At 47.8% G+C, this 13,133-nt stretch carries 13 protein-coding genes and 1 pseudogene; 5 read left to right on the forward strand and 9 right to left on the reverse strand.

Features of this window, described 5'->3' with window-relative positions:
* Nucleotide 1: 1 nt before the first annotated feature.
* From TSUB_RS23595 to TSUB_RS23615, 5 genes and pseudogenes are all read right to left on the reverse strand, one after another.
* On the reverse strand, nucleotides 2–1,021 hold the full coding sequence (locus tag TSUB_RS23595) for an ABC transporter ATP-binding protein (RefSeq protein ID WP_087020697.1): 1,020 nt from the start codon (nucleotides 1,019–1,021) through the stop codon (nucleotides 2–4).
* A complete protein-coding gene (locus tag TSUB_RS23600; RefSeq protein WP_087020700.1) occupies nucleotides 1,018–1,824 on the reverse strand; it encodes an ABC transporter permease in 807 nt (268 codons plus the stop codon). Before TSUB_RS23600 ends, TSUB_RS23595 begins: the two co-directional genes overlap by 4 nt.
* A pseudogene (locus tag TSUB_RS23605) lies at nucleotides 1,811–2,620 on the reverse strand (ABC transporter permease); the annotation flags it as partial. The gene TSUB_RS23600 and the pseudogene TSUB_RS23605, both read right to left, overlap by 14 nt.
* Before the next feature lie 120 nt (nucleotides 2,621–2,740).
* Nucleotides 2,741–3,547, reverse strand: coding sequence for an alkaline phosphatase family protein (locus tag TSUB_RS23610; protein ID WP_087020706.1), 807 nt, complete (start codon nucleotides 3,545–3,547; stop codon nucleotides 2,741–2,743).
* Nucleotides 3,548–3,557: 10 nt separating this feature from the next.
* Nucleotides 3,558–4,607 carry an ABC transporter substrate-binding protein gene (locus TSUB_RS23615; protein ID WP_087020709.1) on the reverse strand — a complete coding sequence of 350 codons (1,050 nt, stop codon included), beginning with the start codon at nucleotides 4,605–4,607 and terminating at the stop codon, nucleotides 3,558–3,560.
* A 309-nt stretch (nucleotides 4,608–4,916) separates the two neighbouring features.
* On the opposite strand from TSUB_RS23615, the gene TSUB_RS23620 reads away from it, so the two are divergent.
* On the forward strand, nucleotides 4,917–5,633 hold the full coding sequence (locus TSUB_RS23620) for a UTRA domain-containing protein (protein WP_087020712.1): 717 nt from the start codon (nucleotides 4,917–4,919) through the stop codon (nucleotides 5,631–5,633).
* Between the two features lie 124 nt (nucleotides 5,634–5,757).
* Here TSUB_RS23620 and sigZ read toward each other — a convergent pair whose 3' ends face one another.
* Both sigZ and TSUB_RS23630 read right to left on the reverse strand, forming a co-directional pair.
* Nucleotides 5,758–6,342 (reverse strand): RNA polymerase sigma factor SigZ, encoded by a 585-nt coding sequence (sigZ, locus tag TSUB_RS23625; RefSeq protein ID WP_246616493.1) that lies wholly within the window; start codon nucleotides 6,340–6,342, stop codon nucleotides 5,758–5,760.
* A 93-nt stretch (nucleotides 6,343–6,435) separates the two neighbouring features.
* Nucleotides 6,436–7,137, reverse strand: a complete 702-nt coding sequence (locus TSUB_RS23630) for a glutathione S-transferase family protein (RefSeq protein WP_087020714.1) — start codon at nucleotides 7,135–7,137, stop codon at nucleotides 6,436–6,438.
* Nucleotides 7,138–7,280: 143 nt separating this feature from the next.
* Between TSUB_RS23630 and TSUB_RS23635 the strand changes: the two genes are divergently transcribed.
* On the forward strand, nucleotides 7,281–7,820 hold the full coding sequence (locus TSUB_RS23635) for a GNAT family N-acetyltransferase (RefSeq protein ID WP_159064902.1): 540 nt from the start codon (nucleotides 7,281–7,283) through the stop codon (nucleotides 7,818–7,820).
* Between the two features lie 19 nt (nucleotides 7,821–7,839).
* Nucleotides 7,840–8,484 (forward strand): HD domain-containing protein, encoded by a 645-nt coding sequence (locus TSUB_RS23640; protein WP_202819750.1) that lies wholly within the window; start codon nucleotides 7,840–7,842, stop codon nucleotides 8,482–8,484.
* A gap of 44 nt (nucleotides 8,485–8,528) precedes the next feature.
* Here the strand turns inward: TSUB_RS23640 and TSUB_RS23645 are convergent, their stop codons facing one another.
* A complete protein-coding gene (locus TSUB_RS23645; protein WP_087020721.1) occupies nucleotides 8,529–9,383 on the reverse strand; it encodes a LysR family transcriptional regulator in 855 nt (284 codons plus the stop codon).
* Between the two features lie 119 nt (nucleotides 9,384–9,502).
* Here TSUB_RS23645 and TSUB_RS23650 point away from each other — a divergent pair, with 119 nt between their 5' ends.
* Complete coding sequence (locus TSUB_RS23650; protein WP_087020724.1) at nucleotides 9,503–10,150, forward strand: glutathione S-transferase family protein; 648 nt, start codon at nucleotides 9,503–9,505, stop codon at nucleotides 10,148–10,150.
* 69 nt (nucleotides 10,151–10,219) lie between these two features.
* On the opposite strand, the gene TSUB_RS23655 is transcribed toward TSUB_RS23650, so the two are convergent.
* Nucleotides 10,220–11,518 (reverse strand): DEAD/DEAH box helicase, encoded by a 1,299-nt coding sequence (locus TSUB_RS23655; protein WP_087020727.1) that lies wholly within the window; start codon nucleotides 11,516–11,518, stop codon nucleotides 10,220–10,222.
* Between the two features lie 569 nt (nucleotides 11,519–12,087).
* Here TSUB_RS23655 and TSUB_RS23660 point away from each other — a divergent pair.
* On the forward strand, nucleotides 12,088–13,068 hold the full coding sequence (locus TSUB_RS23660; RefSeq protein WP_087020730.1) for an ABC transporter substrate-binding protein: 981 nt from the start codon (nucleotides 12,088–12,090) through the stop codon (nucleotides 13,066–13,068).
* The last annotated feature ends 65 nt before the right edge of the window (nucleotides 13,069–13,133 follow it).

Here is a 13,133-nt window from a genome sequence, read left to right on the forward strand (position 1 = left end):
ACTAGGCACTTACCGGTTGAATTTCATTTAGGTTAAAGAGCAGTTCAAGTTGACTACCCACTTCAAAAAGGCGCTCCGAAGAGCGATTAAGCAGATCAACCGTCAGCGGCACACTGTCCAACTCCACACTATAACGAATCACATTACCGAGCAGTTGTGAGTGCGTAATCGTCGCGAGCTTAGGCGCTGAAATATGACTGGGATAATCTCGCCCTACCTCTCTGACATAAATAGATTCCGGGCGTATCGCCACTTTGCTATTCGCTTGAACCTGAAACTGACGCTGCGCAAAGTCCGCGTCCAGTAAGTTATAGTGCCCCATAAATCCGGCAACAAACTCATTCACGGGTTGGGTATAAATCGATTCAGGGCTACCTTGTTGCACGATTTCACCTTGATTCATCAAAAATATCCGGTCGGACATCATCATCGCTTCTTCTTGATCATGCGTGACAAAAACCGTCGTCAGGTTCAAGGATTTTTGAATGTCTCGAATCTGTTGGCGAAGGTGTTTACGAATTTTTGCATCGAGGGCAGAGAGCGGTTCGTCGAGGAGCAAAGTACGTGGTTTCACGACCAAGGCTCTTGCCAGCGCGACACGTTGCCGTTGACCACCGGAAAGCTGGCTAGGGTATTGATGCGCTTTGCCTTCAAGGGCAACCAAGTCAATCACTTCAGCCACCGCTTCTTTTATCGCTCGAGCAGGTAGCTTCTGCATTTTTAAACCAAACGCAATGTTGTCTTCGACGGTCATATTAGGAAATAGCGCATAAGACTGAAAAACCATCCCAATATTGCGCTGCTGTGGTGCCGTCGTCGTGATGTTCTCTCCATCAACGTAAATCTCGCCGCCATCAACCGCTTCCAATCCCGCTAAGCTTCGCAGTAGTGTCGATTTCCCACACCCACTTGGCCCCAACAGGGTAATGAACTCACCTTTTTCAATTTCAAACTGAATATCTTCAAAAACTTGATTACTGCCATAACTTTTCGACAGTTGAGAGACAGTGACATAACTCATTGTTTCGCCCCCAAGCGAGTTGCCAGCCAAGTCATCACGAAGACAAACAAGAAGTAAGTCATCACTAACGCAGAGGTAAAGTGACCGCTAACTTGACGCATGTTGTAAAGATAAATCTGCAAGGTTTCGAACCGAGTTCCGACCAAGATGTTGGCGAAGACGAATTCACCCAGCAGAAATGAGAAAGACAAGAACAAAGATGCCAACAGTCCTTTTTTTAAGTTTGGTACGATGACCAACCAAAACGCGCGCGGTGTTGATGCCCCTAATAAATGCGCCGCATCCATCAGATCACGTAAATGAATGGCTGCAAAGTTATTCGCAATGGCCCGATACATAAACGGCAGTGCGATAGTGAAATACGTACCGATCAATATCCAAGGCGTGCCGACCAAAGGCACTACGCTATCCGCATAGATTTGTAGCAAACCAACCGAAGACACGACAGGTGGCACCGCAAAGGGCAACAGAATGAGAACATTCATCACTTTATCGAGCTTGGGGAAATAGTAAAAGACGACAAAGATCATCGGTAATACCACCACCACACTCAATAACAAAGCCATCGTACAGATCAGCAGAGAGCGGCCAAATGCCATGAGGAAGCGTTGATCCGTTATCAGGTTGGCATACCACTTCAGCGTAAAGCCTTCAGGAAGAATCGTTGCGCCCCACTGCGATGAAAATGAATAGAGCAACGTCGCTACGATAGGAACTAGCATGATTGTCACAATGCCATACACCACCACCTTGTGTCCCCAATGTACGCGAGTGTTTGTCTGTGAAAAATTAGGCTTTGCCATGATAACTCCTTGCGACCAACCACTGGTTAACCACTGTCACAATGGCCAATAGCACCATGAGTAAAACGGAAATAGCCGCAGCCAAGTTGGGCTCTAAAAACAGATCCCCCGACACTAAGCTCGCAATCCTCACCGTCACCACATTGTAATTGCCATTGGTTAAGGCATAGACGCTGGCATAAGCCCCCACGGCATTGGCAATCAAAATAATGAATGTGCCCAACAGCGCAGGCGATAACACCGGGAGTGCAACGCGCTGCCAATATTGTCGAGTACTCGCCCCCAATAGGGCTGCCGCAGCCTGCCAGTCATCCTCTAGCGCATCAAAAGCGGGATAAAGTAAAAGGACCGCAAGCGGGATCTGAAAATAGATATAAAGCGTCAGTAAGCCCCATTTACCATACAGATTGAAGTCTTCAATAAAACCGTATTGCTTCAATAGCAAGGTAAACGCGCCATTCACACCCAAAATAATAATGAACGCAAACGCGAGCGGTACACCAGCAAAGTTGGTACTCATATTGGTAAAGGCGATAACAGCATTGCGGATCCGACTCGGCACACGTCGTAAGGACGACACCATGAGCACAGCCACCACCAACCCCGCCACACTTGACCAAAATGACAGCCACAAACTATTGCTAAATGCCTGACGCATAAAGGTCGACTCTAGAATATCACTGTAGTGAGTGATCGCGACGTCACCTTCGTAGACAAAGCTATTCATCAAGACCCAAATCATGGGTGCTAGTTGAAAGAAATAGAACAGCAAGGCAAAAGGCACCAGACAGAGCGCGGCCTGCCAGTGAAAAATCCGACGCGCTTTGGGCTTTTTTTGGGTTGAGGTTTCAACCTGAGCTGACGTGTGAGGAATCGCACTACTCATGAGCACCCCCTAATTGAAGATAGAGCAAAGTCATAACAAAACAACACCAGGAGTGAAGGGCTTACGATGTGATAAGCCCAAGAGTTCGCACACAATGCCACAGACCTCAGTCTGGCTTATCTCAGCTTCTTGATGGGTGAATCGCTCCCCAACAACATAAAGCGGTACGTCACGCTCTTCCGGTAATTGACCACCGTGAGATTTGTCGTTATTCATACCGTGATCACTGGTGATCATCACCTGATACCCCGCCTGCAGCCACGTACCAAGGAAGTGAGAAAGCACCACATCAGCATGGCGGGCACTGTTACGATACTCAGCAGAATCAAGGCCGTATTTATGGCCCGCATCGTCAATGTTCATTGGATGGACGAGCAGAAAATCAGGGCTATAGGTTTTTCTTAAATGCTCTGCATCCAGAAACAGGGCTTCATCGGGATAATGATCCCATTCATAAAAGCAGCCGTGCTGAATAGGCAGCGCAGCATCATGTGTATGGCGATCTCGAACCGCCACATAAGGCGAACGATTGTAGAGTTCACTGACCCAGTGATAGGCTGCAGCTGCCGTCGTTTTTCCTTCCGCGCTAGCAAGACTAAAAATCGATTCATTATGAGATAAGCGAGAAATATGGTTGCTCACAATACCGCTTTCTATCGGCGTTATACCCGTCAGCAAACATTCATAGAGTGGTCTTGAGAGTGACGGAAGTTCACTCTGCAGTTTGTATCGCGTTGCCTTATTGAGTGCGACTAAACCTTGCAAGTAGCCCATGCAATCCTGGGCTACTTGAAAATTCAGGCCGTCCAACACAACGAGGATGACCTTAGTATTCATTCAGCGCACCTTACTGCTGGTGAATCAATACGTTTTCTTGCCATTGACGTGGCAACGTACGCGCGGATTTTTCCCAAGCTGAGAAATCAGTCACTGGGTGAACATTGGTGTATTGATCGTTCGAAATCAGTTTAGCGGCCACCGACTCTGGTAACGTGACATTGCTACGAATGGGACGCGCATAGCCTTCCGCTAGGTTAATTTGTCCTTGATCGCTGAAGATGTACTCGCGCGCTAGCTTGGCTGCATTCGGGTTTTTGGCAAATTTATTAATGATGGTGGTGTAGCCTGAAATGACTGAGCCATCTTGCGGAATGGTCACAGTAAAACGGTCGCGGTCGATCTGATCGCGATAATTCAAAGCATTGAAATCCCACAAAATCGCCACTTCCACTTCCCCTTTCTCTAGGTTCGCAACACCTGGGTTAGTAAACGAGAGACGGCCTTGCTTGGCGAGCTCAGCAAAAAAGTCGATGGCTGGCTTTAAGTTACCTTCATCACCGCCTTTCGCAAACGCCGCGGCCAAAATGGCATTATTTGCTTGGGCCGCGACACCAACGTCACCCACAGTCACTTTATAATCACCTTGCAAAAGATCATCCCAACTTTGAGGAGCTTCTTTGACGAGATTATTGTTCGAAATGAATGAAATTGTCCCCGTGTATGCTAGCGCCCAGTGGCCATCGTCGTCCTTTGCCCAATCGGGGATGTCACTCCACGTCGTTGGTTTATAAGGCTGAGTTACCCCCTTAGCCACGGCAACGCGTGCAAACGCGAAGCCCACATCACCAATATCTGCTGTCGCGTTATGTTTTTCTGCTTCAAACTTAGCGATCTCTTGCGCGGAACTCATGTCAGTATCTTGATGCTTCAAACCATATTGGCCTTTAAGATCAGCCCAAGTATCTTTCCAGTTCGCCCAACTGTCGGGCATTCCCACACTATAAACAGCGCCTTCTTTCTTCGCTGCTTCGATGAGCTCGTTTAAATCAGCAGCTTGCGCGCCTGCCGTTGATGAAAGTGCCGCTAGGAGCGTGACACGGGTTAGCAAAGTCTTCATTTGTCTCCATCCTTTCTGGACTAGGTCAGTGAGTTCGATTTTTATCCTAGGGAGAGAATGTGACGACTTAGATGCAGAACTTTGACACTTTTATAGTGCTTTAATGACAGAAATAAGATTAACCCTCTGACTTCACAAGACAGGCGATCTCCCTCTTTTTTGGTACCTAATCCATCGACTCAAATCACCTCACACAGCTTAAACATGAAAAACCAGTGCAAGCGGTGTTCGCGCTTCATTTGTCATCGTTCTGTTACTTAGGCTGACTACAGTGACGTAAACTCAGACAACAACTGGACTACTCCAGAAATGAAAATAGCGACGCCTACTCAACTCTCACGTATTAAGCAGACTCTGAAAGAACAAATTGAATCCGGTGTGATGCAAACTCGTCAAAAGTTGCCGTCTGAGCGGGAGTTGAGCGAATTGTTCTCAACCACCCGCATCACCATCAAAGAAGCACTTGTCGCACTAGAAACGGAAGGAAAAATCTATCGAGAAGAGCGTCGCGGCTGGTTTGTGAGCCCTGAGAGAATTCGTTATAACCCACTTTCTCGAAGCCATTTCCATCAAATGATTCGCGACCAAAACCGAATAGCGGAAACCAAGCTGGTGAAAGTGCGCAGTGAGATGGCCGCGGGAGAATACAGCCATGCACTCAAACTGTCTGAAATAACCCAAATTCATATCATCGAGCGCCTCCGCTATATTGATGGGCGCGCTGTCTTATTTGTCGAGAACTGTTTAAAGGCGAGGTTATTCCACGGCATTCTTGATGAAACACTAACGCTGTCACTCACCACTCTCTACAAAGAAAAGTATGGCTATGAGACACACCGTTCTCACTTTGATGTCATTCCTACCGCCGCACCAAGTCATGTCGCGAAGGCCTTAAATCTGACAGAAGGCCAACCTGTCCTAAAAATATGCAGGGTCAATTACAAACAAGACGGTGAGATCATGGACTGTGAATTCGAATACTGGCGTCCAGATGCGGTCATGCTCACCATTGATAGTGCTGGCTAAGTCGGGCTATTCAACGCAACTGTAGCCCAGCTATAAGCAAAACCGAAAACCAAAACAGAAAACAGAAAACAGAAAACAGAAAACAGAAAACAGAAAACAGAAAACAGAAAACAGAAAACAAAGGCTACCCGCAGCAACCCCCCTCTTCTCTCTTTCGCGGCGCATAATCAACAAGATTGCCATGCTTGTCCAATGAGAACGCACAACAACGATTAAACAGTGTATAGAGGGACTGGCGGCTTCTTTTCACCCGCGATTTCAACGTGGAGTAATTGAGCCCGAGTTGCTCTGCGAGTACTTTTTGGGGTCTTCCTTCAATCTCAACCGCTTTCAACAACGTGGCCTCCTCATCAGGCAGCGCCTCGATAAACGGCAACAGACAGGGTGTTAATGCTTCATACACATCCGCTTCCCATTCCTCACTTTCAATCTCACTCATCGCCACATCGGTAAGCTGGTCAAGGGATGAGCGACCACGGGAACGATAAAAGTCGATAATGGTATGGTGAGCAATCTGAAACAACCATGCTTTTAGCTTGGCGGCGTCTTTGATCGTATCGAGCTGCTGATAGCTTTTAATTAGGATCTCTTGCAATAAGTCTTCCGCATCGTCCGGATTGGCGACTTTTTTGCTCAAGAAGCCTTGTAAACTGCGGCGGTACTGCGCCCAGATATGATCGATGTTCATCAATGGCTGACGACCTTTCATTCCCACCTCAAAAGTCTAACCTCAAAAGCCTTACCTCTAAAGCCTGCACCTAAGTGCAGGCTGTTATACCAGAGCATACTGGATAAAATAGAGTTAATCACAACAACTTGATGTTGCACAACAATGGGTATTCTCAACTTGGCCTTCCTCGGCGGCCAAGTAAGTGTTGGTTAAATAGTACTGACTAAATCGACTAAGAAAATCTTCCGATACTGTTTTTTCAGCAATACCGGATGCCATGACATGTTCTTGCCACGCTTGCATTTTTGGTAGACCACATAAGAAATCATAGCCCGAATGCGCCTTCACAATCGCCGCACGATGCAGTAACGGAAGCCATGCAATATCGACTTGTCCTAAGGTATCCCCAGCAAAAAATCGTGATTCACCCGAAAGCTGGGCTTCCATCTTTTGAAATGCATTGAGGAGCTTTTCCACTCGTTGGTCAAACGTTGCCTTATCTTTACTGCTCATCACGCCACATTGTGTAAGATAATGCTTGGTAGCAAGGTATCGCCATGCTCGATCCAGCGCCCGCATTTCATTACTCTGCGCTGCATTAAGGGCACCAAACTCCTCTTCGATATACTCTACGATCGCATCAGATTCAAACAATGCCGTGCCTTGCTCTGTCACTAGCACAGGCACTTGACCATTTGGCGAAATATCTAAAAACCACTGTGGTTTGTCACTCAAGCTAATGTACTCGACGGCATAAGGCACGCCGTTGGCTTCAAGCGCTGCGGTCACTCGCTGAACAAATGGACAAATTTTGAAGCTTACTACTTTGATCATTTTCTACCTCATCAAACATGGTTGGTCTGTTTGCTTAGTAAGACGAGAGCGATGATGAAAAGACGAAAAAAAACCTGCGTTTTTTGATAAAAACGCCGAATGAGTGATAACGTATTGAAATTTAAGCCGTGGATAGAATGACAATGACGCAATCACATCAGCCCGACATGAGAAAGCTACACACTGCACGCCTTGAGCTTACCCAAGTCAGCGAGGCGGCACTGCCACTTTATATGGCACTGTTTACTGATAAAGACGTTTGCCGCTACCTACCAGGCGGTAAGCCTTTTAGCCGCGAATATATCCAAGATTATCTTGGTCAGAAAATCGCCCATTGGCGCCATGGCTATGGCATCTACATCATCCACCGAAACGTTGCGCCACATGAGGCCATTGGCTACGTAGGTATCGAGCATGCGAATGAACAACATCGCGATATTCGCTATGCCATTTTGCCCTCATACCAACGTCAAGGCTATGCATTAGAAGCCGCAAAAGCGATTATTTCAGATGGATTTCAGCGCTGCGGGTTGCATCATATCTATGGTGTAGCGGTCAAAGACAATCATGCCTCGGTGACCTTGTTACAGAAGCTCGGGATGCAGTCTGTTGAGCTCAACTTTTACGACAGCGACGATCTCAACTACTTCGTGGTATCCAATATCCCGTCAACCCCCGTTTGATAGAAAGAGGAGCTCGTGAATGCCTGAGCCACACAGTGATAAAGCAAGAATGGACAATGCCCGCTGGCTTGAGTTGATGGAGGCGTGTTCGCTACCAACCTCACAGACCTGCTTTGATGCCTTGCTAAAAGCCTACTCGAGTCCAAAACGGCACTATCACAATGGCGAACACATTGCTGCCATGCTCCAGCACTTCGATAACGTAAGAGCACTTGCTGACGACCCCAATGCAATCGAGCTCGCCATCTGGTTTCATGACGCTATCTATAATCCCTTCTCATCGACAAATGAGTTAGATAGCGCCGTGTGGTCAAAAACGTTTTTGACCGAAAATGACGCCAGTGATGTGCTCATTGAGCATGTCTATCGACTCATCATGGCAACACAGCACAATCACACCTTACATGACAATGATGAAAAACTGATTGTCGATATCGATCTGACCATTCTCGGTGCGCCCCGCGCTGTCTATGACCAGTTTGAAAAGCATGTACGCCTAGAATATCGATTTGTCCCGCTATTTATCTACAAACAGAAACGCATCGAAGTCCTAAAACAGTTTCTCGACCAAGCGCGGATCTACAACCATGACGTTTTTCACCAGCAGTTTGAAGCCAGCGCGCGGCAAAACTTGATGCGGGCAATAACGAAACTTGAGACATAACTCGGCATCAGACGCAAGTGACGTCTAAATGCCTGAGCCGATGGCTACTTAACCCGCTTCAAGGGTATTGCTTCAAAGAGACTAGGCAGCTGTTGCAGAAACTCTTTCGTCAGAAGAGGATGCGAGGCGGCAGACACCGCCATCACCACATCTACCGCAGGCAAGGGGGGCATGTTTTCTAGAATCACCAGATCAGGCGATACACTCACTCTTCCCATCGCACCAATCGCAATACCATGGCGAACAATGGCACGCTGTGCCGACGCCGTGTTACTGCAGGAGATAAGCTGAAACGCGGTCCCTCGCTTAGTTAAACCATCAATCGCTGCGCCATGATATTTGCAGTCGGTCTGAAACAACGCCAAGGGTAATGGCGACACTTGAAGGGCTTTTTTATCTGCCGACGCAATCCAGACACCTTGATCCGCACATAACCAGTACCCCTCATCACTATCCGGTGCCCGAGTTAAAATAGCGGCATCAATGTCCCCCTCATCAAGGCGTCTTCGCAGCTCAACACTTGGTTCACTGATGATTTGAATAGACAGTCGCGGCGACTGGTGTGATATGGCATTAACAATAACGGGCAAAATAGCGTCATTATAATCTTCTGGGCAGCCTAATCGCAGGGAACGTTTATTTTGATAACCTTTTAACTGTTGCAAAGACTCATCATGGAGTGAGAGTAAACGTTGAGCATGATTATTGAGCAGCTTTCCCGCTTCACTCAATACCAGGTTTCGCCCCTCTTTCTCAAATAAAGGTTGGCCAACTTCCTCTTCTAGCTTCTTCATTTGAGCGCTAAATGCCGATTGAGTCCGGCATATCTGCTTCGCGGCGCGCGTAAAACTGCCTGTCTCCACAAACGCTAAGAACCCACGCAAGGCATCAATATCCATCTCTATCCATCGCTTTTGTTGATATCTACTATTTAAATTATCCGTTAGTGTAACCAAGCTCAACCTTTTACTCTTGAATACAAGATACGCAGCGCTTATACGATAGGAAAGGAGAGAAAATGGATCTTTATATCGCTAACCAAAACTATTCTACTTGGTCTCTACGGGCATGGTTGTGCTTGGCTCAGCACAATATCGATGCCAATATCATCAAGTTAACCCTCTTTACTGACGAATTTTACCAAACCCTTTCCTCCGTTTCTCCTGCCGCCAAAGTGCCTGCGCTTGTCGATGGGGATGTCGCAGTTTGGGACTCTCTTGCTATTGCAGAGTACCTCAACGAGACGGTGCTAGAAGGAAAAGGCTGGCCAGCAGACCGAGCGCAACGCGCCAAAGCCCGAGCACTAGCCGCAGAAATGCACTCTGGCTTTTTCGCTTTACGCAATGAGATGCCAATGAACTGTCGCGCTATCCGAAATCTCACACCATCAGTTGATGCGCAAAGAGATATCGCCCGCATCGATGAGATTTTCCAACAACAGATGCGTGCGTTTCCCGATGGCTGGCTATTTGGTGAATGGAGCATTGCCGATGCGATGTTTGCGCCTGTCGCACTCAGATTTAAAACCTATCAAGTCGAACTATCGCCATTGGCTAAGCAGTATCAGGAAAAAGTGCTGAACTCTGCCGCTATACAGCGTTGGCTCGCCGAAGCGTCACTTGAAACAGACATTGTGGAAGAGGATGAAGCGGGAGAGCCCGTCTAACACGCACAAAAAAGGCGAGTCACAACACTCGCCTTTCCCTTCTCACACGCCAATCATTTCGTTAAAAGATCAGCCTTTCAACTTCGTCGGCGCTTTATTGCGATTTTTAATCATATTGCGCATCCGCGCTCGACGTTCAGCGCCCGCTTGGTCTGGCTCTGGGTTATTGGTACGCCCTTTGCGCCCCTTGAATGCTGGCTTAGTATTTAGCTTATCCAAATACGCATCACGCGGCTTAGGTTCATAACCCGCCAACTCAATGCGACGGATACGCTGACCAATCACATTTTCCACCTGAACAAGCGTCAACTCTTCATCGCGACTTACAAATGACACCGCATTACCACGTTGTCCAGCTCGCCCTGTACGCCCGATACGGTGCACATAATCTTCGGCAAGGAAAGGTAAATCGTAGTTTACGACGTGAGGTAAGCCTTGGATATCCAAGCCACGTGCTGCCACATCCGTCGCCACCATCACTCGAGCCTTGCCTTCTTTGAACTCGGCCAGCGCACGTCGACGAGCACTTTGTCCTTTATCGCCATGACAAAGCACCGCTTTAATACCGTCTAGCTTCAACTCTTTGACTAGCATGTTGGCATTCTCTTTGTAGTTCACAAAGACCAACACTTGCTGCCAATTTTTCTTACCGATTAACTCTGACAGCAGCTCACGCTTGCGATCTTCGTCTACTGGGTAAACCACATGCGCCACCGTTTCTGCGGTCGAGTTTTCCATCGCCACCGAGATACGCTTAGGTTTGACGAGGATCTCTTTTGCCAGCACATTCATTTGGCTAGAGAAAGTCGCAGAAAATAGCATGGTTTGCGGGTGGTGATGAAAACTATTCATGATTGTACGAATATCGCCTATGAAGCCCATATCCAACATACGGTCAGCTTCATCAAACACCAAAAAATCAAGCGTTGAAAACGCAACATTACCTTGCTCTAAGTGCTCACAAAGACGTCCCGGCGTCGCGACTAAGATATCGACCCCTTTCTCAAGCTGATTGACTTGCGATGACATCTTGTTTCCGCCGTAGATAGCAGCAACCGATACGTCAACGTAGCGCGTATAGTCTTTGATATTCTGTGCTATTTGAGCAGCAAGCTCGCGGGTTGGCGCAAGCATCAGCGCACGTGCCACTTTCGGCTTGCGGGCCTTTGGAGTATCTAAAATCTTTTGAATGATCGGCAAAGAGAAAGCCGCGGTTTTACCGGTGCCTGTTTGCGCATTCGCTAAAATGTCGTGTCCTCGACGCGCGGGCGGAATCGCCTGTTGCTGAACGGGCGTTAACTTCTGATATCCGCACTCATCCAGTGCACGAACAATTTCAGGAGAAAAGTTTTGTGAAGAAAAAGACATACTTTGGTCCTAAAACAGGCGACATGTTACCTACATTCACTCTATACCCAAATCCAGCTGCAGAAAACCCACGATCTCGCGAGAAAAAACGCTGAAAGGTACAGCCCAATGCGACATTGCAACGCCAAGGCTAAAAACTAAAGGGGGGGATTATAGAGGAAACCCGTAAACAGGCATACCTCTTTCAGCAAATGGACAACAGCGACCTTGCCAAATAGCCAATCCAAGACGTTGAACACGCCTCATTACTGATCCTGCAACCTAAATAAGCGTTAGCTGTACCGCTGAACCAAAGATGAATTAATTACGCATCATCACTTCCTGAGACAAGAAAGAAGCACATCTGAGTGTAAATAGTTAGTAGTCATCACACCAAGAAGCTTAACACCTCCACTTTTGACATCCCACCAACCAAGTCACAACGACAATCAATGCGTTAACAGGATGTAACACACAGCATCATCTATACTTATGAGGCAAAACAGATATATATAGCCCTAATTATTTGAACGCTAAATCAATCATTCGACACGATGTCCACGGGCATCGTTCTGGAGAAAGGAAAGCTCATGAAACTCAAAGCCTTAGCGCTACTACTCCTCGCTGGCACAGCACAAGCTGAACAGTGTGGGTCTGTCACCATTGCCGATATGAACTGGAGTTCAGCCACCTTAATCGCTCATGTAGACCGCTTTATCTTAGAGCATGGCTACGGCTGTGATGCTGAGTTGGTACCCGGCGACACCATGCCAACGGGTGCATCCATGGTTGAAAAAGGCCAGCCGGATGTTGCCCCAGAGCTATGGAGCAACAGTCTCAAAGAAGCCCTCGACAAAGGGGTAGAAGAGAAACGCCTTCGTTATGCGGGTAAAGCCCTGATTGATGGTGGTGAAGAAGGCTTCTGGGTGCCAAAGTACCTCGTCGACAAGCATCCTGAGCTAGCCACTATCCAAGGCGTACGTCAACACGCGAAGCTATTTGAACACCCTGAAGATCCCGATGCATCCGCATTCTATACCTGTCCAGCTGGTTGGAACTGTCAGATCAGCGCAGGTAACCTCTTCAACGCGCTTAACCTCGAGGAGAACGGTTTTGAAGTGGTAGATCCGGGGTCAGGTGCGGGCTTATCGGGTGCCATTGCCAAAGCATATGAGCGCCAAGATGCCTGGTTTGGTTACTACTGGGCCCCTACCGCTATTCTTGGAAAATACGAGATGGTGAAAGTCGACTTCGGCAGTGGCGTGAACAAAGATGAGTTCCTCAACTGTACCACCAGCGAAGAGTGCGAAAGCCCGAAAGTCACCATGTACCCACCCTCTCCGGTTCATACCGTGACTACTGAAGAGTTTGCTTCTCGCGCTCCACAAGCCTACCAATATTTCACTGAGCGTGGTTTTACTAACTCAGAAATGAACCAACTACTGGCTTGGATGGAAGATAACCAAGCCGATGGTGAAGAAGCCATGTTGCACTTCCTCACCGAATTCCCACGAACATGGCAAGCGTGGGTACCCAATGATGTCGCGGAGAAAGTGAAAGCGGCGCTGTAATAGAAGCGGTTGTGCCCGCTGCCAGAACGGATGCTGGCAGCGTTTGAGTTCAACTTCGCGTGTTG

Source organism: Thaumasiovibrio subtropicus (assembly GCF_019703835.1).
Taxonomy (GTDB): Bacteria; Pseudomonadota; Gammaproteobacteria; order Enterobacterales; family Vibrionaceae; genus Thaumasiovibrio; species Thaumasiovibrio subtropicus.

Bases quoted from the DNA above. Each gene is read 5' to 3' on its own strand.
- TSUB_RS23595 (WP_087020697.1), bottom strand. From the start codon at position 1,021: ATGAGTTATGTCACTGTCTCTCAACTGTCGAAAAGTTATGGCAGTAAT.
- TSUB_RS23600 (WP_087020700.1), bottom strand. From the start codon at position 1,824: ATGGCAAAGCCTAATTTTTCACAGACAAACACTCGCGTACATTGGGGA.
- TSUB_RS23610 (WP_087020706.1), bottom strand. From the start codon at position 3,547: ATGAATACTAAGGTCATCCTCGTTGTGTTGGACGGCCTGAATTTTCAA.
- TSUB_RS23615 (WP_087020709.1), bottom strand. From the start codon at position 4,607: ATGAAGACTTTGCTAACCCGTGTCACGCTCCTAGCGGCACTTTCATCA.
- TSUB_RS23620 (WP_087020712.1), top strand. From the start codon at position 4,917: ATGAAAATAGCGACGCCTACTCAACTCTCACGTATTAAGCAGACTCTG.
- sigZ (WP_246616493.1), bottom strand. From the start codon at position 6,342: ATGAAAGGTCGTCAGCCATTGATGAACATCGATCATATCTGGGCGCAG.
- TSUB_RS23630 (WP_087020714.1), bottom strand. From the start codon at position 7,137: ATGATCAAAGTAGTAAGCTTCAAAATTTGTCCATTTGTTCAGCGAGTG.
- TSUB_RS23635 (WP_159064902.1), top strand. From the start codon at position 7,281: ATGACGCAATCACATCAGCCCGACATGAGAAAGCTACACACTGCACGC.
- TSUB_RS23640 (WP_202819750.1), top strand. From the start codon at position 7,840: ATGCCTGAGCCACACAGTGATAAAGCAAGAATGGACAATGCCCGCTGG.
- TSUB_RS23645 (WP_087020721.1), bottom strand. From the start codon at position 9,383: ATGGATATTGATGCCTTGCGTGGGTTCTTAGCGTTTGTGGAGACAGGC.
- TSUB_RS23650 (WP_087020724.1), top strand. From the start codon at position 9,503: ATGGATCTTTATATCGCTAACCAAAACTATTCTACTTGGTCTCTACGG.
- TSUB_RS23655 (WP_087020727.1), bottom strand. From the start codon at position 11,518: ATGTCTTTTTCTTCACAAAACTTTTCTCCTGAAATTGTTCGTGCACTG.
- TSUB_RS23660 (WP_087020730.1), top strand. From the start codon at position 12,088: ATGAAACTCAAAGCCTTAGCGCTACTACTCCTCGCTGGCACAGCACAA.